Source organism: Psychrobacter sp. JB385 (assembly GCF_900163785.1).
In the GTDB taxonomy this organism is placed as follows: Bacteria; Pseudomonadota; Gammaproteobacteria; order Pseudomonadales; family Moraxellaceae; genus Psychrobacter.
Genome location: NZ_FUKN01000013.1, coordinates 47094 through 69985, shown reverse-complemented (window position 1 = coordinate 69985; position 22892 = coordinate 47094). Strand labels below are relative to the sequence as shown.

General features: G+C 43.5%; 18 protein-coding genes. 7 read left to right on the top strand and 11 right to left on the bottom strand.

The features are described from left to right. Nucleotides 1–64: 64 nt before the first annotated feature. The 3 genes from nadA (at nucleotide 65) to CZ794_RS07600 (ending at nucleotide 4402) form a co-directional block, all read left to right on the top strand. Nucleotides 65–1204: a quinolinate synthase NadA gene (gene nadA, locus CZ794_RS07610; RefSeq protein WP_087041036.1), complete on the top strand. Its 1140-nt coding sequence runs from the start codon at nucleotides 65–67 to the stop codon at nucleotides 1202–1204. Nucleotides 1205–1244: 40 nt separating this feature from the next. Beyond that, on the top strand, nucleotides 1245–3209 hold the full coding sequence (locus tag CZ794_RS07605) for an FAD-dependent oxidoreductase (protein ID WP_256958948.1): 1965 nt from the start codon (nucleotides 1245–1247) through the stop codon (nucleotides 3207–3209). A gap of 302 nt (nucleotides 3210–3511) precedes the next feature. Then, on the top strand, nucleotides 3512–4402 hold the full coding sequence (locus tag CZ794_RS07600; protein ID WP_087041034.1) for a phosphatidate cytidylyltransferase: 891 nt from the start codon (nucleotides 3512–3514) through the stop codon (nucleotides 4400–4402). Nucleotides 4403–4515: 113 nt separating this feature from the next. Here the strand turns inward: CZ794_RS07600 and CZ794_RS07595 are convergent, their stop codons facing one another. The 3 genes from CZ794_RS07595 to CZ794_RS07585 form a co-directional block, all read right to left on the bottom strand. Further along, nucleotides 4516–5355, bottom strand: coding sequence for an SDR family oxidoreductase (locus CZ794_RS07595; protein WP_087041033.1), 840 nt, complete (start codon nucleotides 5353–5355; stop codon nucleotides 4516–4518). Between the two features lie 176 nt (nucleotides 5356–5531). Next, nucleotides 5532–6719 (bottom strand): patatin-like phospholipase family protein, encoded by a 1188-nt coding sequence (locus CZ794_RS07590; RefSeq protein ID WP_087041032.1) that lies wholly within the window; start codon nucleotides 6717–6719, stop codon nucleotides 5532–5534. Further along, the gene (locus CZ794_RS07585) at nucleotides 6716–9499 is read right to left on the bottom strand and encodes an alpha/beta fold hydrolase (RefSeq protein ID WP_087041031.1); all 2784 of its coding nucleotides are present in this window, start codon (nucleotides 9497–9499) and stop codon (nucleotides 6716–6718) included. Before CZ794_RS07585 ends, CZ794_RS07590 begins: the two co-directional genes overlap by 4 nt. Nucleotides 9500–9700: 201 nt before the next feature. Here CZ794_RS07585 and CZ794_RS07580 point away from each other — a divergent pair, with 201 nt between their 5' ends. Next, nucleotides 9701–10612 carry a lysine exporter LysO family protein gene (locus CZ794_RS07580; protein WP_087041030.1) on the top strand — a complete coding sequence of 304 codons (912 nt, stop codon included), beginning with the start codon at nucleotides 9701–9703 and terminating at the stop codon, nucleotides 10610–10612. Between the two features lie 3 nt (nucleotides 10613–10615). On the opposite strand, the gene CZ794_RS07575 is transcribed toward CZ794_RS07580, so the two are convergent. From CZ794_RS07575 to CZ794_RS07550, 6 genes are all read right to left on the bottom strand, one after another. Beyond that, entirely contained in the window at nucleotides 10616–11860 is a 1245-nt protein-coding gene (locus tag CZ794_RS07575; RefSeq protein WP_087041029.1) for a hypothetical protein, read from the bottom strand. A 31-nt stretch (nucleotides 11861–11891) separates the two neighbouring features. Further along, nucleotides 11892–13106 (bottom strand): hypothetical protein, encoded by a 1215-nt coding sequence (locus tag CZ794_RS07570; protein ID WP_087041028.1) that lies wholly within the window; start codon nucleotides 13104–13106, stop codon nucleotides 11892–11894. A gap of 51 nt (nucleotides 13107–13157) precedes the next feature. After that, nucleotides 13158–13748 carry an OmpA family protein gene (locus CZ794_RS07565; RefSeq protein ID WP_087041027.1) on the bottom strand — a complete coding sequence of 197 codons (591 nt, stop codon included), beginning with the start codon at nucleotides 13746–13748 and terminating at the stop codon, nucleotides 13158–13160. A gap of 12 nt (nucleotides 13749–13760) precedes the next feature. Then, the gene (locus tag CZ794_RS07560) at nucleotides 13761–14378 is read right to left on the bottom strand and encodes an OmpA family protein (RefSeq protein ID WP_087041026.1); all 618 of its coding nucleotides are present in this window, start codon (nucleotides 14376–14378) and stop codon (nucleotides 13761–13763) included. Nucleotides 14379–14453: 75 nt separating this feature from the next. Further along, on the bottom strand, nucleotides 14454–15713 hold the full coding sequence (locus CZ794_RS07555; RefSeq protein ID WP_087041025.1) for an FAD-dependent monooxygenase: 1260 nt from the start codon (nucleotides 15711–15713) through the stop codon (nucleotides 14454–14456). Nucleotides 15714–15806: 93 nt separating this feature from the next. Then, a complete protein-coding gene (locus tag CZ794_RS07550) occupies nucleotides 15807–17105 on the bottom strand; it encodes an FAD-dependent monooxygenase (RefSeq protein ID WP_087041024.1) in 1299 nt (432 codons plus the stop codon). Nucleotides 17106–17801: 696 nt separating this feature from the next. On the opposite strand from CZ794_RS07550, the gene CZ794_RS07545 reads away from it, so the two are divergent. After that, on the top strand, nucleotides 17802–18890 hold the full coding sequence (locus CZ794_RS07545; RefSeq protein ID WP_087041023.1) for a PhoH family protein: 1089 nt from the start codon (nucleotides 17802–17804) through the stop codon (nucleotides 18888–18890). Between the two features lie 253 nt (nucleotides 18891–19143). After that, on the top strand, nucleotides 19144–19749 hold the full coding sequence (gene ybeY, locus CZ794_RS07540) for an rRNA maturation RNase YbeY (protein ID WP_087041022.1): 606 nt from the start codon (nucleotides 19144–19146) through the stop codon (nucleotides 19747–19749). 57 nt (nucleotides 19750–19806) lie between these two features. On the opposite strand, the gene CZ794_RS07535 is transcribed toward ybeY, so the two are convergent. Both CZ794_RS07535 and CZ794_RS07530 read right to left on the bottom strand, forming a co-directional pair. Next, a complete protein-coding gene (locus tag CZ794_RS07535; protein ID WP_087041021.1) occupies nucleotides 19807–20682 on the bottom strand; it encodes a mechanosensitive ion channel family protein in 876 nt (291 codons plus the stop codon). An 84-nt stretch (nucleotides 20683–20766) separates the two neighbouring features. Then, a complete protein-coding gene (locus tag CZ794_RS07530; protein ID WP_087041020.1) occupies nucleotides 20767–21654 on the bottom strand; it encodes an energy transducer TonB in 888 nt (295 codons plus the stop codon). Nucleotides 21655–22042: 388 nt separating this feature from the next. Between CZ794_RS07530 and CZ794_RS07525 the strand changes: the two genes are divergently transcribed. Continuing rightward, nucleotides 22043–22816, top strand: a complete 774-nt coding sequence (locus CZ794_RS07525) for a hypothetical protein (protein WP_087041641.1) — start codon at nucleotides 22043–22045, stop codon at nucleotides 22814–22816. Nucleotides 22817–22892: the final 76 nt, after the last annotated feature.

Below are 22892 nucleotides of genomic sequence, written 5' to 3'. Positions count from 1 at the left end.
AGTATTTGACCGATTCACTTTTAACGACATACCGATTGTCGTCACAATATCAAGGGTTGTCATTATGAAAAGCTATCCATACGATGCGCCAATAATGAGCACTGATGCTCGCATTGCCACTCAAATGAATATCGACTACGCCAAAGCCAAAATCCCAAAGGATCTGCCACGCGCAGAACGCATCATAATCGAAGAAAACATCAAGCAGCTGTTAAAAGATAAAAATGCGGTATTGGTCGCTCATTATTATGTCGATCCCTTTATCCAAGATTTGGCATTGGCAACGGGCGGCTGTGTCGGAGACTCGCTTGAAATGGCGCGCTTTGGTCAAGCGCATAGTGCGCAGACGTTAGTCGTCGCGGGTGTGCGCTTTATGGGGGAGTCAGCAAAAATACTTAGCATGGACAAAACCGTTCTCATGCCAGATTTGGAGGCGGAATGTTCACTTGATTTGGGCTGCCCTGCCGATGACTTTGCTGCATTTTGTGATGCTCATCCTGAGCGTACCGTGGTGGTTTATGCCAATACCAGCGCTGCTGTAAAGGCGCGCGCAGACTGGGTAGTGACCTCCTCCGTTGGTATCGATATCGTTCGTTATCTGCACGCAAAAGGCGAGCCTATCATTTGGGGGCCTGATCGTCATTTGGGCAAATATATCGCGCGTGAGACTGGCGCAGATATGCTGCTGTGGCAAGGCTCATGCTTGGTACATAACGAGTTTAAAGCCACTGAGCTGATACAGTTAAAAGAAGCCTATCCAGAGGCGAAAGTATTGGTACATCCTGAATCTCCTGATAGCGTCGTGGCGCTCGCTGATGTGGTTGGTTCAACCAGTAAGCTGCTGCAATCGACGCATGAGATGGACGCCGATACGTTTATTGTTGCTACCGACTTAGGTATCTTGCATGAGATGCAAAAACGCTCACCGACCAAGCGCTTCTTAGCCGCTCCAACCGCTGGTGAAAGCGCCAGTTGCAAGAGCTGTGCTTTTTGTCCATGGATGGCAATGAATGGCTTGCAGGGTATCGAGCACTGCCTGACCCATCACAGCGGTGAAGTGCTGATGACGCCTGAGTTGGCAACAGCCGCAAAAAAACCCTTACAACGTATGCTTGATTTTGCTGAATCACAAAAACAACGTGTGGCAAGCAGTGGCGATATTGTAAAAGACCGCTCTTTGTTTGCCAATGTAGGAGCTGCTTAACATGAGTAGCGCCATCAACCTAGGTAGCGTCATTGGTGATATGCATAGCAAAGAGGATATAAGACAAACGGATGTCTTAATCATTGGTGCGGGTCTGGCGGGGTTGAGCACAGCGCTCTCTCTACCAAAATCGCTTACGATCACCGTACTGAGCAAATCTGCACTTGAGATTTGCTCCAGTCACTATGCGCAAGGGGGTATCGCCGCAAGCTTAGATGAAGAGGATACTGTTGCCGATCATATCGCTGATACCTTGGTTGCTGGGGCAGGATTGTGTGAGGTTGATAATACCGCTCGTATTTTAAGCGCAGGACAACAAGCAGTTGAATGGCTATGCCAACAAGGTGTGCCTTTTACCCAAATACCTGACTCAGATACTCAGCGAAACACCGCTGCTCTACGTCCCGGTAACGCTCAAACCAGCAACTTGCATTTAACCAAAGAAGGCGGTCATGGTCGTCGCCGCGTCGCTCATGCAGATGATGCGACTGGTCGGTATATTATGGAAGCGCTGCTTATTAAAGCTCAAGCAGCGAGCAACATTACTATCCTTCCCTACCATGAAGCGTTAGCCTTGTTGACCGCACCATTCAGTAGTCACTTGGATAATACAGTCATTAATCACTGTTATGGGGCGCATGTTTTTGATCATACTAATCAGCGCCGATTTACCTTTCATAGTAGCGCTGTCGTATTGGCCAGTGGCGGCTTAGGGCAGCTGTTTAAGCGCGCCAGTGCGCCTGATGTCTGCGTGGGTGATGGCGTCATGATGGCATGGCAAGCAGGTTGCCGCTTGGCCAATCTAGAGTTTGTTCAATTTCATCCGACAGGTTTGGCACTTGGCGATAGTCGCTTTTTGATATCCGAAGCATTGCGCGGTGAAGGTGGACGGTTATATTGTCCACGAACTGGTACACGATTTATGCTAGATATTGACGCGCGCGCTGAGCTTGCGCCGCGCGATATCGTGGCTCGGGCTATCGCTGAACAAATTGATAGTAATGGTCTGGGTTACGTACATCTTGATGTCAGCCACTTGCCAGCAGCATTCTTAAAGGCGCATTTTCCGCAGATTTACCAAACATTGCAGACACTTGGCATTGATATGACTGCTGAGCCTATTCCCGTAGCGCCGATTGCCCATTATAGCTGCGGCGGCGTGGTGACGTCTGCGGACGGTTTGACCGATGTGATAGGGCTTTATGCGGCTGGTGAAGTTGCCTATACTGGATTGCATGGCGCCAATCGCTTGGCCAGTAATTCCTTACTAGAATGCGTGGTCGTCGGTCGTCATATTGCGCTGCATTTGCCTCAATATTTAACAGCCGTCACAGAATATAATAGCCCTTTATGCGATAATAGTTCAGTGAAACCAGTGTTTACTGCTTGGGCACTACCCTGCCTTACAAACACTCAGTCTGTGGCCTTGTCGCCTTCTCGCTCTCGTTTATATGCCAATGAAGATATAACCAATACGCGTTGCAATGTTGGCATTGATATTGACGTTGATGTTGATGTTGTCGAAATAACTGCTGCCTTAAAACTGCTGATGACAAACAACATGGGTATCGTGCGTCATGCTGACAAACTAAAGCAAGCGCTCCTACAAGTACAGCAATGGCAACAAGCATTGCACGCACCGTCTGATAAAAAAACCTCTATTCTTTCAAAAGATAGAACCGAGAGTCATAGTCCTAATAGGACTGACTTAAATTGCTCAAATTGTGTTGATGAATCTGCTATACTTCATTCGCTAGCATATTTTCAGTTAAAGCAGCAATTATCCTTAGCCTCTCTTATTATTCAGTCTGCGTATCAACGCTGTGAAAGTCGTGGTGGTCATGCGCGGCTAGATTATCCTGACACGGACAGCAAACCGCGAACCAGTGTCGTTTATCCAATCGTTGCTTTGGATAGTCATAGCATTGATAAGCCAAGCAGATACCATGGTATCTCGACTGCAAATATCTCTGTTGTGGCAACTAAAATGCCTGCCATAGGATAATATATAGCCGATTTAGTTTAAAATCGAGACAGTGCGGCAGGTATAAATTTTCCTTGCGTGCTGCTAACACTGAGGCTACGAAAAATTCATACCAGTCGCACATAACCCTCAACGTATCGATTTTATATCGAACTGACTATATCTGCATCTGCTTTGACTAGCCCATAGAGCGCAAAAGAGTGAGTCAAATGGCCCCAATACTATTGTCTCCATTTAGTAGCATGTACTCTATTGATACTGGGTATGATGTGCCAAATTCACTCTTACCTTTTGTTTGTGATGTATGACTAAGACGATGGACGATGACTGCTGATACTTGGTTTGTGGCTGGTCTGATGTTGACTGTAAGTACGGTCTGGGGTGCATTGGCCTATCCAGCCATTCGCATCCGCTTACCCAAGATTTATTTTATCGCCCGCTCATGGTGGTGGATGCTGGCCATCTTATGCAGCTGCTATGTGATTGCAAAAATAGACCTCCATGGTCAGCATCCTTATGCATGGCTACTGACAGTCTTTTTTTTGTTAGTAGGCTTGCGCGCCTTATACGAAATCATTCGTTTGTGGCGACCGCATAGCAAAGCACGCCTAGTCTATAAATTGCAGCAGCGCGGACTACAGCCGCCTATATTGCTTGCCAGTAACCAACCTACGCTCACTTTACCTTCTGCCAATAAGCTTTTCTATACGCGTCAAATTAACGACATTGATATCGCTTTAGCACTCGCTACTATCAGCTTGACTGTTAGTCTTATTGTTCTTCAACATGTGGCATGGCAACGTAGCGAGTATGGCGTATTATTGTTCGTGTTATTTTCGAGTCAATTTAACGATATTGCTCAATACTTATGTGGAAAGTGGCTCAAAAACAAGCTATTCAAACGTAATCTTGCGCCAACTATCAGTCCTAACAAAAGCATTGAAGGTGCCCTATTTGGGGGAGTCGCTGCTGCCGTACTGGCTACGATATTTGGGATTTGGTTGACACCATTTAGCAGCTGGGTATGTTTTTTTGCCGCTTACGGACTTGTCATCGGTGGCATTGCAGGGGATTTGCTAGAGTCAGCTTTCAAGCGCCAACATGGGATTAAAGATGTGGGCACTATGCTGGCAGGGCATGGCGGTGTACTCGATAGAATTGACAGCCTACTGATTGGTGTACCGCTATTCACCTTAGTTTATTGGTTTTACTAAGACCGACTATAATTTATCTTTTTAAAAAGATGAATGCTCTACCAAGATGAATTTTTTTTAACCTCTGTCACGCTTGCGAACAGCAAGCAAGGAAAACTCTTACTAGTAGAACATTATTGCCTATCTAATTTATTGCGTAGTATTTGATGTAATATAGGTTTTGGCAGTCGATTCAATATTCTAGTGATGTAACGCATCGTCCATGGGAATATTGCCAGCTCAGTATCTTCGCTAATCGCTTGCATTATATGATCAACTGCGTGCTCAGTGGACATAATGAACGGCTTATGACTGGCATCACCTTCATTTAAATCGCGCAAAGCTTGTGTGTCAATATAGCCTGATGCAATGCAAGTGACTTGTATACCATAAGGCTGCAAAGCGCAGCGATAAGCGCTGGCAGTGGCAATCATAGCGCGCTTACTTTTGGCATAGAGACTGGCATAAGGATAATCCAGCACTCCCGCTATCGACGCCATACAAATAAGGCCGAGTGTAGCATCGGACACCGTATAAGTAGCAGGACAAGTCACTGGTTGCTTCTCTACTTGTCGCTTTAACTGCGCACTTGCCCAACAAAATATATGCTCAAACGCTTGTAAATTAATCGCCAGCATTTGGTCACTTTGCACGCGACCAAGCGTATGGATTCGCTCATTAAAATAACTGCCTGCACTATAGATCAAACGCTGAAAACACACTTCTGATAACTGCTGTAGTAATTTTTCAAGCTCAACTGCATCAGTTAAATCACAAGCATAAGTGGTTATATCAGGATGACTCTGGTTCAACATTTTTATCTTTTCTGGATTGTGACCAACCACACTCACTCGCCAGCCATGCATTTGGTGGCGACGCGCTAATGCTAAGCCAATACCACTTGTACCACCAACCACAACCAAATGCGGGATGCTACTGGTATTAGCATAGGAACAATCAACACCATCTATCATAGAGCCTACCGATAAATCATCATGTTTAAAAATAGAATAATTGAGCCCATATAAAACAATGACAGCGCTACTAAAATGGATTTTACGTAGCTTCTATCAAAAGCAACACAGCAAGCAACGTTGATTTTAGTAGCACACGATAGCTCGTGAGTCTTTTATATTGAGGACTGATTGCATCAAAAATTCTGCTGAATGTAGCTCACTGTACGCTTGTACCCATAGTCCCACTGCGCGTGCATTTGACGAACAAACGTATCGTGAGAGCTGTGTACCAGCTCCATCATGGTTGTTTTTATATTTAGGCGTTTTCGCACTTGCTGCCCTCCTAATTGTGCTGCATTGTCAGCAAAAGGTAGCCAATGTATTTGACTGGCAAAACCGTTTGCCATATCTTTATGCTGATACTGATGCACCTGTGCCAAGCGCTCATTTGGGTCAAACCCAAAAACATGACGAATAGCAGGTGCGGCAAGCCAACGATCATACCCTGCTTTAGTTTCTGCAAAAACAATCTTTCCAGAAGCGGCTGCCAATTCGATAGGCGTTAAATTAATCACGCCGCCCAAGCACCAACCTAACTCTTGAATATGAATGGGCGGTAAATAATACATGTCCGACATCGAAGCGCGAACTGCGGTGGCTATGTCCCATTTTTGTAGTACGGCCACCTTTTGATGAATACGCGTACGCGCCAGTGTATTGACTGGAGAAATGAGCTTATCAAACGTAGAACCTGCTGTTGGCTCGGTAGTAGAACTTGATATTAGCTGAGCCTGATACCGATGAGCCAAAGGTGGCGGCGCAAATAAAACTTCTTGTAGCTGCGGCTGGCCAAGGGCGGCCTGTACGGTTTGCCCTTGATAAAGACGACTGGCAATAATCGCAATATCAGGCGTCATTGGAGTAATTGCTGTCTGCTCATTTGCATTTGCCAAGTGTATCAACGCATCAAGCCATTGATTATCGTTTTCGATACGAAACATAGCCAGCTGCTGTAACTCTTCTAAAAGATCAGCATGCATATTGGCAGACTGGCGCACCCCTAGATGAGAAGTACGCCAACGGTTAAATGCCTGACTGGCATAACGCCATTTATGGCGAGTGCTAACCTCATTAGGAGGGACATGGGTGATATTGCCAATTACTTTATACAGCGCCTGACTTTCAATAAGCTGTTTGAGGGCAATAGGGTCAGGCGCAAGCTGTACCAAAAGAGCGGACAAACTACCACCGCAAGTTCCAATGATTAAGTCCGGCTTGAGGTCATGCTCAACCAGCGCGGCATAGCTGCCCAAATAATACCCAAAGCGCGAACCACCACCAGAAAAAAGCTGAACACGCTCATAAGGGTGCTCGGTTTTCATTGCTGGCTCTCATTAGGCTTAGTAGGCTCAGTCTTACCGTCTTGTAGGGATGCTCCGCTATCTTTGTCAGCGGCACTTGTATCAGCAGAGAGCGGTTTTTTTGCCAATGACACCGTAAAAATACCAAACTTATCGATACGCATAGATACTTTCTCAAAACCTGCACGCTCAACCAATTGATCCATTTCTGCCTGTGAGCGGCAACGCATCACCCAACTACTGCCGCGATGATTGTTTAGGGTTTTACTGATAAATTCTTGCTCAGGATGCCAAGGTTGATTGGTATAAACAAGATAGCCACCCGCCTGAAGACTGGCGTACATCCCTGCCAACGCCGTCGCAAGTAATGTGTTATCAGAAAACAGCTCAAACACTCCTGACGCAATCGCAATATCAAATGCAAGTGTATCAGCATCACTGTTATGATAACTACTGCTATCAAACGCATCTTTTTGATAAGTTACCACGCGATTGCCCATATTCAAACGCTCTGCTTTGGATTGTAGTGCCTGTACATTATGGGTTTCATAATCACGCAGCTCAGCATGTAAATTGTCAAACTTTTCTAGCAAATCAAATACATAAGCGCCATGACCACTCGCAATATCTAATAGTTTTGGGGTGTATGATCTTGGGACATGGTTTGGCTGTTCAGAGATAAAGGCATGCTGACCGTCTTGAGCCTCTTTTTGCATTTGTAGATGCATGATCGCCTCTCCTGCTAATTCTAATAAGTGCTCGCGTCTTACTCGAATTCCTTGCCAACCAATATTGTTTAAATAGAACTTATCTATGGCACGTCCAACTCCACCACGTCCGCTTGGGGTATTACTGTACACTTGATCCAATGAGCTACCAGAATCAAAGCCATGTTCAAGTCCTGCCGAGATGGCTTGACTGACATGACCAAATTTTTGCATGGCAAAGCGTGTGATAGCAAAGCTTGGATTAAATGGCTTAATCGCTAAACGATCGACTTTGTCCTTGCTGGCACTGGTAAGATGCGCATTATTTAAATCTGGTATTTGTACTGACGTTGCAAATACTTGCTCAGCAAAATCAAGACAATCTGCAAACACATCCGCTTTATTGTTTTCATGAAAAATCGCATGATAGCTGTCTGGATATAGCTGCCAGCGCTTGATAGGTGTATTAATGGCTTCATAAAAATCACGCTCAGCTTGTTTATCTACCACGTAATCTTTGCCAGCACACAACACAAAAACAGGTGCGGTGATAGCAGCAGCATCGTCGAGCAAACGCTGCCCTGTGGCGTGAGTGTCAATCAATAAATCCGTTGAGATACTACTCGATATTAGCGGATCGGCATTATATGCTTCCTGCGCGTCCTTATCGTGAGTGAGCACTTGCGCCTTGACATAACTGCTTACGCGAGACATCATTCCAAAGGTTCGTGCCACTTTTAGCGTCGGAATGGCAAACGGCATATACAAGCGAATATTGAGCGCAGGTGTGCCCAATATCATCCCGCGAATATTGGGCGCATAATCATGTACCCATGCTGCTGCTAACACAGCCCCTATGCTGCTGGCCACAATCAACGTGTCTTCGATAGCTATGCCCGTTTGCGCTCTGACCAACTGCACAAAATCATTCAAATCTCGTTCAAGCTCTATGACGCTATCAGCATGATCTTTGATACCACCTGAGCGCCCATTACCACGCGCATCCCATGCAAATACCTGATAACCTGCCTTTGCAAACTGCACACCAAGCTCTGCCAATCGGCCCGAATGTTCATGCCCACGGTGTAATAAAATCACTTGGCGTAATGACTGAGTGGCTGCTTGTGATTTTATGTCAGCTATCGACATGGTCAACCAATAACGGTAATAAATCGCCGTACCATCGTAGGCATTAAAACAGCTTTCGCCGCTAATAGGCAGCGCCTGATTACATGCCGACTGCTGAAAAGAGTGAGGTGTTGAAGACTTAGACATGGTTTGAATATCCAAATGATGGAGGGTCGATGCGTGAGTTATCTCTGAGAGATTATCTGATCTTGATGAAGCATTCTTTAAAGGTAACTGTATTCTTGTAGCAGACAGTTGCTCGAATACATTGTCATTAGTATGACCCAAAGAGTTTGACCGAAGTTGTGGTGGATTACTTCGCAGATAAAGCTCAGCGATAAACCGTAAGCGGTTTAGACATGTTTTGATGAGCAACGCTTCTGAGATGAGGAACAATGGGAACAGACAAGCATTCAAGCGCGTGAGCGGTAACTTCATTCCTATTACCGTCCCAAGCACCCCAAGCAATAACGCACGATCACTTTTTCCTAGTGGCCCTTGATTGGCTCGCTCTCGAAAGCTGACATTGCTAGCGATTGCCAACAGTTCTGTACTGATGCTTAGTAAAGATAAACTGACAATATGCTGCTGATAAGGGCCATGAGTGTGATTGGTCGATATTGTTGTCTGATTCAGATGCGGCAAAATGCTGATAAAAAATGCCGTATCTGCTACCAGATCGCCTGCTTCATTGAGTACCGCACCCATTGTCGATGCCTGTCCATGCTCACGCGCCATCATGCCATCGATTGCATTTAGCGCCATACGCATGAACAAAGACAAAGGCAGTGACAACCATAAACGTGGTCTCTCTCCTGCCCGCGTCGCAATCACATAAGCGGTACCCACACTTAATACGACCGCGCTGATCGTCACTTGATTTGCGGTACAGTGATGCTCGACCAGCATATCGCTAATGGGGCGCAGCTGATTCTGGAATTGAGACTTGAGTTGGTAAAGTGACATAATCAAAATCAGCTATCTGAATGCTCTAATGTAGCAACAAATGTTTGTCAGGTAAATGCTTGTCATTATTATATTCTTCCTTTATCAATCAACTGGGGCGTGCGCATTACCCTTTAACGCATGTGCCATCATGATGACCCATTGTGCTACAATCGTCGGCTTGTCAAAAACGCCTATTAAAAATGCTGCGAGCCTATCACCATGCAAAGCTTAATCACTCTTGTTCTGGTATTGATGCCAATGTTTGTTGGTTTTGCCATTCCTTCTAACCCAACCATGACCAAGTTTGCAGATAAAGGCTTGTCTTATTTGGTGTTTGTGATATTAGGGCTGATTGGTATTGAGCTGTCACAAGTGGAAGGCTTAGGCAGTCAGGTTGGTGAGATCACTTTATATGTGACAGTTTTATCCATACTCACGGTTGGCACGGGTTTACTCGCGCTTATGTTGTTTGACCACGTGCGCCCGTGGCATGCTAAAAAACCCAGCGTAAAATCAAAAGCGCATCGCGTCAGTATTCGTGGCAGCTTAGCGCAAGTGTTTTGTGTGGCGATTGGTATGATAATCGGCTATTTATTACCCGCTGACTATATGCCACCTGAAAACACCATGACTGTGCTATTGATGATATTGATTTTATTGGTCGGTATTGGTTTAAAAGGGTCAGGCATTACCCTAAAAGAAGTGCTACTGAATAGACGCGGTGTGGAGATGAGCATTATCTTTACGCTGTCAGTATTGGTCGGCGGACTGATTTTTGCATTAATGTTCACAGATGTGTCATGGACGAAAGGCTTAGCGTTGGCGTCAGGATTTGGCTGGTATTCGCTCTCAGCGATTGTGATGACGGATGCTTATGGCGCAGTTTGGGGTAGTGTCGCGCTATTTAATGATTTGGTACGTGAGTTTTTTGCGTTACTATTCATCCCTGTTTTTATGCACAAATACCCTTCCGCTGCTGTTGGGCTTGGGGGCGCGACCAGCTTGGATTTTACTTTGCCGATTATCCAGCAATCAGGTGGTCTCAAAGTTGTGCCGCTGGCCATCAGTTTTGGCTTTATTATTAACATCGTATCGCCAGTATTGATGGTGTTCTTTTCGGCGTTGGGTTGAGAATTAACTTTGCTCAAGTTTATCTTGCCATGCAATTATTACTTCTTTATTTCCTTTTGCGACTTCATCAACAATAATTTTTATCGCTTTAGTTTCTTGAACATGAGTACCAACATAACCAGAACGAATCAAATTTATAATGTCACTTGAAGTTAAATAGTTACGTTTAAGTGTTTCAAACCCTATTCGTTCGCCGCCTCTAGGACCTTTAGCATTTTCTGTAGAAATATAATGCTGATAATGCTGTAAGGAAATCACAAACGAAGAACCTAACCCCTCGGCTTCTCTTTTTATAAATTTAAAAAAGAATGGGTTGCTATTCAATCTATAGCCTTCGTGATTTCCTGAAGAGTCCGGCAGCTTCATTCTTGATATTTCTTTTGTCATTTGTAGATCAGGTCTAAAAACCCAGTCTTCATACTGTCTCTCAAGCATTTTATACTGAATCATTACTACAGAATCCATCGTTTCATTGATGTAAATTAAATCTACACCAAGCATTTTCTCTAAAGGCAATTTATTAGAATGATATATGGTTAACCGCTCTTGATTTTTAATATAACAAACTTTACCTGTATAATCTGCTGCAACCTTAGTGAAACCTTCTAAATTATTAAGATCGGTTTGAATTATATTATCTTCATATAGTCTACTTTCATATCTAGTCTTTTTATTCACATTAATCCCGAAGATTTTTAATGCCATATTTTCAGCATCTTCTTGAACTAGATCTATATAATCTTTTGACTTAGATATATTTAATATCTTAGAAATTTTAATTAGAGCATAGTGATTATTTTTATCTTCAAGTAATGCATGAATAGTAGCCCTGCTAGTGGCAGAAGTGAGATTTATTACTTCTAACTCTGAAGACAGCTTATTCCTAAAGGTTTTTTCTATTTTTTCATCTTTAAATTTTAAAGATAAATCAACAAAAGATGACATGTATATTCTACTTAAACTACTAATAGATACTCTTGTTTCAAAGGTTGTAATTGCTGCCTTGTTGGTCACTACTCCCAATAGATACTCTGTCACGCTTAAATCATTCTTATAGTTTAGCTCTAAAATACATATACTATTTTTTCTTGTTTTTTCAAAAAAATTATGGCGAAGGGCAAGAGTTATATGTTCTCGATTACCTGCAGTTTCTTTCAAAGCAATAGATTTTTCAATATCCATTTTTATTAGAGTAATAGATCTTTTATCAACATTTCTCACAATTTCTTGAAAGTTGCTTTCACTCATAGATAGTCCTTAAGTCACAATTTTAAATCCATCAAGCCAACTGTAGCTCTTCATTCGCCTGACAAGCTTTATCATGCCAATCAATAAACGTCTGTATGGCGTTATGCTTTAACTGATAATCCGCATCAAAACCAGAAAAGCTCTCAATATACCGACAGGCTTGGTAGTTTTTGGCATACTCATCGTAATAGGTAATCCATTGCTTGCGTGACTCTTTGTCTAACGCTAGCTCTTTGCTTTGTTGCAAATCTTTATTATCAACAGCGTTATCATTAGCGAACCAAAAGTCTTTTGCGGGAATGTCTTTAGCCAACTTATTATTTTCAACCTCACTCATGCGCCATGGCTTGGCAGTGAGCCGCGCTCGAAAGCACTGCTGCGCCTGACAAAGACGTACATAATTAGCATCGGCATGGAAACACGCAAACCACTGTGTGACCAGATCATCATTTGGTACAGCGGTATCGTGGGTGGCAATAATACGAAATCCTGCTGGCGTCTCATACAAACGAAAGGATTCCTTTGGATGACTGGCAACGCGCTTTTTGATTAAATCCGTTATAAAAGGCAGTAATGAGGCAAGGTCATCAGCATATTTTTGCGCACGTGCTTTATCTTTTTTACTGGCTTGTTGCCATAGATATGCGGTTACACCGACCATAATCACCAACAGCCAAAACCATGATAAACCCAGCCAAGCGATGCTACTGGCAATAAGTATAAAGACAAGAACAAAAGACCAAACTTTTATTTTCATTGACGATGGTTGGCTTTTATCAATAATAGATACACCCATGAAACCTTGCTTATCATAGCTATCAGGAAATTTTTGAGGCAATAAATCATCATGATCAACATCAATAATCGCAATATTATTGACATTGGCAACCTTCGCACCGTAACTGTTACGCGTGATAATGAGCTGGCTATCAGCCAATCTATTTTCTAGATTGCCTTCTATTAAGCCATTCTCTGAAAAACCATATTCCGAAATAATGGCTTCACGAATAGGGATGCCATTACTGGTGTTATACTCTTCCCTACGCTCACTTCTAACAATGTCTTCACCAGCTAACCAACGACTATGCGCATTAGCAACACGCGCATTAGCGTGGACCAAAGCCGCTTCTGGACTAATATCCGACCACCCATAACGCTTGATGGTGACCTGCTTAGGAGATTTATTAAACTCAGTTTTTGAGTCAAAGCGCTGCTTATATTGCGCCCAGTATTTCGGGATGAGCATAGGGTTGACCTTGGGATAGTTGTTTTAAGTCAAAATCTGCTGATTGAGTAATTAGTCTTCAGGCTCCTGAGCCAGTCCATAAACGCGGCGGTTCATAGACTTACCTTCTTTAGTGTCAGAGGGCGCGATAGGTTGCTCAGCACCATAACTAGCGATGATCAAGCGATTAGGATCGATTTGATGCTGCATTATTAGATAGTTTTTGACGATAAGTGCCCTATTTCTCGATAGAGCATTTGATTGTAAGACTGCATCAACAGCTGGTACTTCATCTGTTGAAGCGTGTCCCTCAATACGCATCGTTGCTGTCTCATACTCTTTCAGCTTTTTTGCTACTTTATCAAGATCAAGCTGGTATTCTTTCGATAACTCACTACTACCCTTTGTAAAAAAGGCCCGATACTCCATTTTTAGACCTACTCCCATACCCGTAAAAGGACAGCCTCTTTCATCTACTACTACATTTTCTGGAGTAGCTGGACACTCGTCTATATCGTCAGGTATGCCATCACTATCGCTGTCTAAAATAACTTTAGCAACTGGTAAATCAGTTTTTTGATTTTGTGAAACAGATGTTTGGCAGGCTGATAGCGCTAAAGCGCTTACCAAGATTAGAAATGTATTTCTTAATTGAGTTTTCATAGCATTTTGCCTTTAAAACTCTCTACACTCTAAGAGTGTATAATAATAAATATCTCGTGCTGATATCCAGCCAAACACTCGCTGATTCATACGTGCTCCCTCCTCAGTATCATTAGGGGCAATAGGATTATCAGCGCTACAATCAAAGGTGCGAATTCTATGCGCTGGCAAGTCAAGATTAACCAAATAATCTTTAATACTTTGTGCACGAGCATTTGATAGTGGAATAAAGCCCATTATCTGAGACGAATCTTTAAAAGGTAGAGTCTTATCGTTTATAGACTCCTGTTCAATTTCAGATGTATGCCCTTGGACAAAAAAAGTCAGATTAGGACAGCGATCTGCGAACTCTATGATCTTATTTAATTCTGGAGTATATTGTTCCTTTATTTCTGCACTATCTTTATCGAAAAATACTCGTAACTCCATAGATAATTTATCGTCCAAATCCACTGGCATAGGTTTGCCATTTTCATCAACAGGTGGCGGTTCAACCACGCAAACGGATGGCTTTAAAACCTCTTGTGCCATGTTACTTGTGGTTGGATTCACTGATTGGCAGCCTGCTATTAACACAACCCCTATCATCCATAAGGCAGTGGAGACTTTTATTGTTTTAAACGTCGTCATAGCGAACGCCTTACTGGTTATGATAGCTCATACTTACACTATGTCACTAAATCTATGTCAATAAAAATAAGCAAGCTAAACCCCACTTGCCTGCTTAGCAAATAAACGCATGAGCGGCTTAATTTTACCCACGCGGTACATGCCTTCATTACGAATTTGCTGCACAGGACGCGCTTGAGCAAGCGATCCTGCAAACAGCCAGTTAAGCGCAGAGAAGCTATGCATCATCAGGCTATTGTGCGGACGGCGTGAGCGCTCATAAGCACGTAATGTCTGATTGCTGCCCCAAATTTTACCGCCACTACGAGCAAAATCATGAGTTAACTGCTTACTCAATACTTGCACATCGAGCATACCGAGGTTTAACCCCTGACCTGCCAGCGGATGGACGCCATGCGCGGCATCACCAATGAGCACCAAGTTATCAGCGACGTAGCTTTTTGCTTGTTGAGCCGTTAGTGGGAAGCTGGCGATAGACTCAATTTGTCGGATAGCACCAAGCTCATAGTTCGTCGCAGCCGCAAGCTTATCCGCGATAAAGCGATCTTCTTCCTCTAATAATGACAATGCTTGATTGCGCGGCAATGTCCAAACCACTGACTGCCAATAGTTTGGATTGACTTTATCAGTCTCTGTAATATCAGCCAACGGTAATAAAGCTAGCGTGCCTGTCGGCAGCATAGCTTGGCGCGCCGTCGCTTGATGCGGTTTTTCCGTTTGAATCGCACAGCAAATCGCGGTTTGATGATAGTCCAAGGTATCAAGCCCAATTCCTGCTTGCTGACGGACAAATGATCCACGCCCATCAGCACCAACCACTAGCGCGGCCTCAATGATTGTGCCGTTATCTAAAGTCACACGATAGCCTTTATCAGCGCCATGCCAATCCATGTTCACTACTTTTTGACCCGCGATAACGGTAAGATAGTCACTGACTGTGTCGTCATTGACGCGCTGCCACAGTGCATGTTCTATGACAGCTGGCTCAACCATACTGCCCAATATATCAGGTTCGGCATTTTGGTTATTATTCTCGCCGAACAGCAACTCGCCCATGCCATTCAATTGCCATACTTGCATTTGCGAATAGTCTGCTTTACGTTTGGGGGCCACAATTTTTTGCCATGCTCCTACGTCTTCTAGCAGATGAATACTGGCTAAGCTCAGCGCATACACACGGGCATCGCGTTGACTCAATACTTCTTGCCACATTGCTTCATCACGCGCAGGATGAGCATCAATCAAAGTCACTGGCATTTTTGCTTGCGCCAGCTTTAACGCAAGCGTGGCACCAACGATACCGCTACCTATAATCAATGTATGGTTGTTTTTCATGGAATATCCTTTATTGAGCGGTGGTCTGCTCATAGTATGTATCGCTTCATTTTTTAACACAATCTACGACGATAGGCTTTTATTACTTCGAAGTTAAGATTTTAGACCCATCGCATAAGTAGCCACTAATGGTTTGATATTCGGTAGTTTGTCAAACGCAACCAAAGCCACGTTTCGCGCCAGCTTCACGGCTGGGTTGGTGTGCGTAAAACCATGTACCACAGCATCACAGAAGCGAATAACTCGCTTTTGATCCGCTTTTCTGGCTTTCTCATAGCGTTGCAGCAATTGTGCGTTGCCAATGTCATCACCTCTTAGTACTTGCGCATTCATCATTTGCGCCAAGACATGAGCGTCTCTCATACAAAGGTTAAAACCTTGACCTGCCACAGGATGCAAAGTATGAGCGGCATTACCCATAATGACGCAGCGCCCTAGCACCTGCCTGTCTGCTAAGACTCGGGTTAATGGATACGCGCCGCGTCGACCAGCAGCCTTAAACGTACCTGCCCGTTGTCCAAATCCTTGCTGTAACGTCGTCAAAAAATGCGCGTCATCTTCTAGATACTGCGTCTCTTCCCCTTTTGGGCATATCCAAACGACTGAGCGTCTATAACCTTCTTGATGCTCATTGTTGCCATCGCCCTCTGGATCTGTCAGTGGTAGCACCGCTAACGGGCCTGCTGGACTAAAGCGTTCAATGGCGGTATGGAGATGAGGTTTGTCTGTCTCAACCACGCCCACAATCGCGCTTTGTCCATAATCATAAGTCGTCGTACCGATATCTAGCAGTTGACGCACCGTAGAGTCTCGTCCATCACAAGCAACCAAAACGCTGGCTTGCAATTGCTGCTCAGTTTGCTCTTCGCCATCTTGGTTAAAGCTGAGTGTGACACTGTTGACATGCTGTTCAACCGCTATCACATTGGCACCATCAATCAGCGTAATCAATGGCTCTTGTTGAGCTGCTAATAACAGCTTACGCCCGAGCCACGCATTTTCGATCACTTGTCCAAACGATTCGACTTTTTCTTCTGCTTTATTCAGTTGTGCACGTCCAAAGCTACCCTGCTCACTAATCTGCACCGTATCAATGCGACACGCATGGCTTTGTAACTCATCCCACAGACCAATTTCTTGATAAATCTGTACCGTACGGCGTGATAGTGCGGTATTGCGACTGTCTAAGTAATGACTGCGGGTTTTATCATCCGTAGGGCTAATGTTTGGATACCTGTTTTTTTCTAATAAAGTGCTAGCGATGCCATGATGTGCCAATAGCAAAGCAAAGGACATGCCTACATGCCCCCCTCCAGCGATAAGCACCTGCTGCTCAGTGACTGCCTCTTTCGTTGTAGCCTGCGATAGACTTGAATCCGTTTTTTGCATCATTGTTGTTCCTAATTGTTATGCCTATTGCTATTGATTGAGTCTGCGCACCAAATACGCTCAGCTATAGTCGATTTACTTTAAAACCGATACAGTGCTACTGAGATGAATGTTGCGCAGCCTCTGTTTAGCAGCACGCAAGGAACATTTATATCAGTAGCACGTGGCTATTCACGTATCTATTTTATATCGACCTAACTATATTATTGTTCTCTCATGATTTTATCATTGTACGCCAGCTTTATACCCAATTATAAAAGGAGTGATATGACTCGTAGATTACCATAAATTGCCTTTTCCTTTATGCTCTTAACCGTACATAAAACGTGTAGTAAGCACATGTCAAATATAGAAGATTTGAGATACCCTCTCTTGAGTCGTACAAAACAAAAACCACTTGAGGTAGTTGCAATCGTCATACAAAAACAGGGCTATCTGGCGGATGTACTGCTTGAAATTTAAAAACTATCTACCATAATAAAGGCAAGACGCTTATTTCTCTTTATTTCCAATAACCAATAACCAATAACCAATAACCAATAACCAATAATAATTTTTAAAACATAGCCGTTATTTTTATCTCTACGATCTGAAATTTATATAAACCTATTAACTATTTTCCGTTTAAACCCGTCACTTTATTAAAAATACATCCTAGTGTCGGGTACACAACATAAGGATAATCGCTTGACTGATTCTATGAGCCGCCGTATAAAGTTTGAATCATTGACACCAGCCCAGCTAAAAACTGTACTTGGTGAATACAACAATCACATGAAATATATCCAAGAACGCCTCGACATCAAAATCAGCCAACGCCAAGGTGACTTTTGCCTCAGTGGCGATGTGACTGGTGTCGAGCGCGGTGAACGCATTATATATAAAATGGTAGACGAAGCCCAAAACTCAAAAGACATCAGTGCAGAAGAATTGCACCTCATTATCCAATCGAGCATCTCTCGTGATGAAGACATGGAAGCCGATGAACAAGAAGAAGACGATGCAGAGTACGAAGACGAGCTAGAAGCCAGTGAATTTACGCCTATTAGCTTACGTACGCGTAAAGGCCGCATCGTCCCTCGAGGCGGCAATCAGCAGCGCTATGTAAAAAACGTACTGAGCTCTGATGTGTCGTTCGGTATTGGGCCTGCTGGTACAGGTAAGACGTATCTAGCGGTTGCCTGTGCAGTCGACATGCTTGAGCGTAATGAGATTGAGCGTATTTTATTGGTACGCCCAGCAGTAGAAGCGGGTGAAAAGCTTGGTTTTTTACCAGGTGATTTGACCCAAAAAATCGATCCATATTTGCGCCCATTATACGATGCGTTGTATGAGATGCTTGGCTTTGAAAAAGTGGGCAAGATGATTGAACGTCAAATCATTGAAATTGCGCCACTTGCTTACATGCGTGGTCGTACGCTCAACAACTCGTTTGTTATTCTAGATGAAGCTCAGAACACCACCCCTGAACAGATGAAAATGTTTTTGACGCGCTTGGGCTTTGGCTCACGTGCTGTCATTACAGGTGATATCACTCAGGTCGATTTACCGCGTGGTCACAAATCAGGCTTGGCACAAGCGATGGAGATTCTAAGCGGTATTGAAGAGATTCATATCACCAAGTTTGATTCAAAAGACGTGGTACGCCATCAGTTGGTACAAAAAATCGTCGAAGCTTATGATGTGTTTGATGAAGAGCAATTGATACTAGAAGAAAAACGCAAGTTTGAGCGCATCAAAGAGCAAGAACGTAGACAAGTGATTGCTAACGCAGCGGCTAAATTATAAACTGGCGAGATTAAGCGGTCACTCCACAATAAAAAACCGGATTACTTTTCGAGTAGTCCGGTTTTTTGCGATGATGGATCAATCCATTTTAGCCTGATGTCTAATTAGCCAGAGCAAGTAAAAAAATATACCGTTGGCAGCACGGTATTTATTTTATATTGGATTGACTATAAAACAGTCAGGCAATAACTGAAATGTTTGAGATACTAATACTTAGAGACATCGTCTCATCAACTGATAAAAGGACAATGACATGAGTCAGTCTACCGATGGTAAAGATCACGCAAATGATGACATGACCAATAATGATGCAGACTTAGTCGCACTCGATATTAATGCAGCTGAAAGTATCGATGACGAGATAATGGATACCTTTTATCCTCAGGATAAACTACGCACGATTATGATGGCGACGTTAGATTATATAGATGAGCGTATCCATCAAGGTTTGACGCTGCCCTACTTTGAGGACATTGAGCCTGAGCGCTGGCAGTCGAAAACAAAAGCGCTAGACATATATATTACTGATGAGATTGAGGGACAGGCATTAAATTTGGAAGCACGTAATAAAGACTATGCCACCAATATCTTATCTTACCCAAGCGATTTGCCCCTTGCTATCATTGAGCTAATGCCCACACTACCGCTTGGTGAGCTTATCATCTGTCATGACGTCATGGTGCGTGAAGCCAAAGCGCAAAACAAGGCAGTAGAGCAGCACATCAGCCATCTATTGATACATGGGATACTGCACCTACTAGGCTTCGATCATGAGCTTGGACAGACCGAACAAGATGAGATGGAGAAATTTGAGATCGCTATTTTAGCAAAGCTGGGTTTGCCGAATCCGTACATCTAGTCCATATGTCTAGATTGGGGACCTTTTACGGTCCCATCTTTAAATTGAGGACATGCTTTAGTCTTTTTTCATCGATAGTTTTTGTGATTCACCCATTTGGTTAATCATTTGATCCAGACCTTTGACATGGACACTACGCTGCGGGAATGGAATCTCAATCTTCTCATCGTCTAATGCCACTTTGAATTGTTCTAACAACTCACACTGCATTGACCACCAGTCAGCATTGGTGGTCCAAACATTCAAAGTCAAATCCACCGAATTATCGCCCAAGTTGGTGACACGCACGATCGGTTCAGGATCAGTAAAGGCCAATGGGTTATTTCGTGCCAAGTTGAGCATGACGGTTTTAGCCGCTTTAATATCTGCGTCGTAACCAATACCAACGGTGATATCAACACGGCGATTGGGCAGTGACGAATAATTGGTGATCGCTGACGTTGTGATATTGCCGTTTGGAATGATGATATCGTGGTTATTGGTTGTCGTTAAATGCGTATTGACCAAAGTAATTTCGCCCACTGTACCAGTGAAGCCGTTGATTTGGACATAGTCGCCGCTTACAAACGGTCGAAAAGTCACAATCATAATGCCAGCTGCAAAGTTTGATAACTGATCTTTTAGTGACAAACCAATGGCAACCGCTGCACCACCCAAGATCGCAACGACAGATGTTGTCTGTACGCCAACCTTACTTAACGCCGCTAGAGTAACCACGACCAGTAAGACGCCATACAACAGACGACCTAAAAAGCTGGCAACGGTGTCATCCAAACGACTTTTTAGCATGACCTTGTGAGCGATGCTTACTGCTTTTTTGGCCAACCACAATCCAATGACGAATATTAGAATGGCCAACACTAGCTTGGTTGTTAATACGACCGCACTGGCGGTGAGCGTTGCGATATCCACGGTAAAACCTAAAAATTCCATACTGACTCTTTATTCTATAAATGTATTGATAAACTCATGTTAATATTTTTTGATGTCTGTTTTTGTGATATTTCACTACAAGTATTAATAAGTCACATCGACTTTGTCACTATAGCGATAGGTGCGTATCAAACGCAACTCCACAATGTTTTTCATATCTTTGGTAAATGGACCAAAAGGCGCGGCCTGACGCACCGACTGTTTGGCTGCCTCGTCTAATATGGTCGAGTTTGAGCTCTCTAGCAGACGAATGGCTTTAATGTTACCATCGTTATTGATGATGACCATCAAGCGCACATCACCTGTGATGCCTTGAGCACGAGCTTGTGCTGGGTAATGCAAGTTACCAACACGCTCAACATGCTCACGAAAGGTATTGATATAATCTGCTGCGACACCGCGCGTGGTCGAATTGCTATCCATCGTCACGACTTTTGATTTGGTCGCATAGACTTGCTGACGCTGAGAGAGCTGTGCCTCTAACGTGGCAATTTGTTTGCGCAGCCGCTCTTCTTGCGCCATGGCATCGTCTTGTGCTTGTTTGCTATCATTATCAGACTCAACCGCTGCTTGACGCCAACTCAACGTGGTACGTAGGTAACTTTCTTGATAGCGCTGCTGACGAACTTGCCGCTGTAAATTAATGACGTCTTGCGTCTCACTCATTTGTTCAGCAGACAAAGGACTGGTTTGATCAGTCTCTTGCCGCAGCGTCTCCTCTATTGTGCCACCACCTTGTTGTGACGCATTGGCAATGAAATGCGCGTCTTCATTTGGTTTCATATTGTCCGTGAGGGCTTTTGCGACGTCTTGCATCATTGCAGCAGGATCTTTGCCCATCGAAAAGCTGATACCAAAAATAATGAACACATGTATCGCAACCGCAATCACAATCGCGATAGGCAAACCCAAATCACGCTTGGGCGCTTGAGCAGAAAAATGGTAACTTTGTGAATCTTTGATATAGGCCACAATAGGTCTCAGCGGATAAAAATCAAGTCAAACAAATAAAAAGCACTATTGCTACAGAGCCTAAAACAATGCCAGTGCTATCATAACATGACATAGAATTACACTGCCAGTATAACTGTGATGCCGTATTTTCATCCCATTTTGCCATACCAGTAGCTGTAATCGACCTATGAGTAGGCTGAGCAGCTCAAAAGAAAATAGATCGGTACAATGATATTTTTATTATGGCAATGTTTGTTTTACATTAGGCGCAGTCGTCCTCAAATGAATTACTACAAAGTGTAGGTGTTTATTTTGAAGCCGTTATATTTGCTATATACTGTTTTATAAGTATTCAATGACGACCCCTATTATTATAAGGATAATAAGTTTGAGTGGCTTTGATAACATGAGTGATAACGTAAATAATTCAGAGAATTTCGATGAGTTTTTCGAAAACATGGGTGACCGTTTTGACGAGTCATTTAGTGGAGGCTGGGAGCGCCTTACTCAGTCGATTAAGCAAATATATAACAAAACGACTGACAAACTCGAAGACGAAATCGCCCTACCCGTTGCCCAAAAATACGTCAACGATGCCCTGCAAAAATTCGTCACTGATAACGTAAAAGCCATTTTAGAGTTGCGTGTTGAGATGCATGACGACTGGTTTCGCTTATTTTGTACGGTCAATACCAGTGGCATTTATGCTGAGATCGCCAGTAATTTTAGCTTGGTTCATGTGCAGCTTGATCGCAATGTGCAGCGCTTTGTCTTTGGGCAGCAGACTTATACTGATGTGCTCAACCTACGCTGTGAGTCGTTTCTCAAACGTCAAGGCGTTAAGCTTTTTATCTGGTTCTATCATAGTATACTCAAAAAAGACCCGCTAGGCTTTATCCTCTCCTACATCAATATTGCGCGTACCAAAGATGAAATCATTTATCTTGATATCAATCGCTGGCTCAAGAGTAATAAGAAAATCATCAGCACGCTGCATAAGGTTCAGGTGAATTATGGCGAGCTTGAAGAAGAACAGATGATTTTAAAAACGCAGATCAACTATCGAGATTTGCTGGCAGCCAGTAGCAATGAAGACATCATTAGCGATGATGATGAACCTCAGCTGATGCAAGGTCCGATCAGACCAATAGAAGATGCTACCGAACCCAGCCAAGCTTAAAGTATATTTACTTTTTTATACTTTAAGGCGGTCTTTAAAAGATTATTCACTTTTAAAGACCGCCTTATTTTTCACA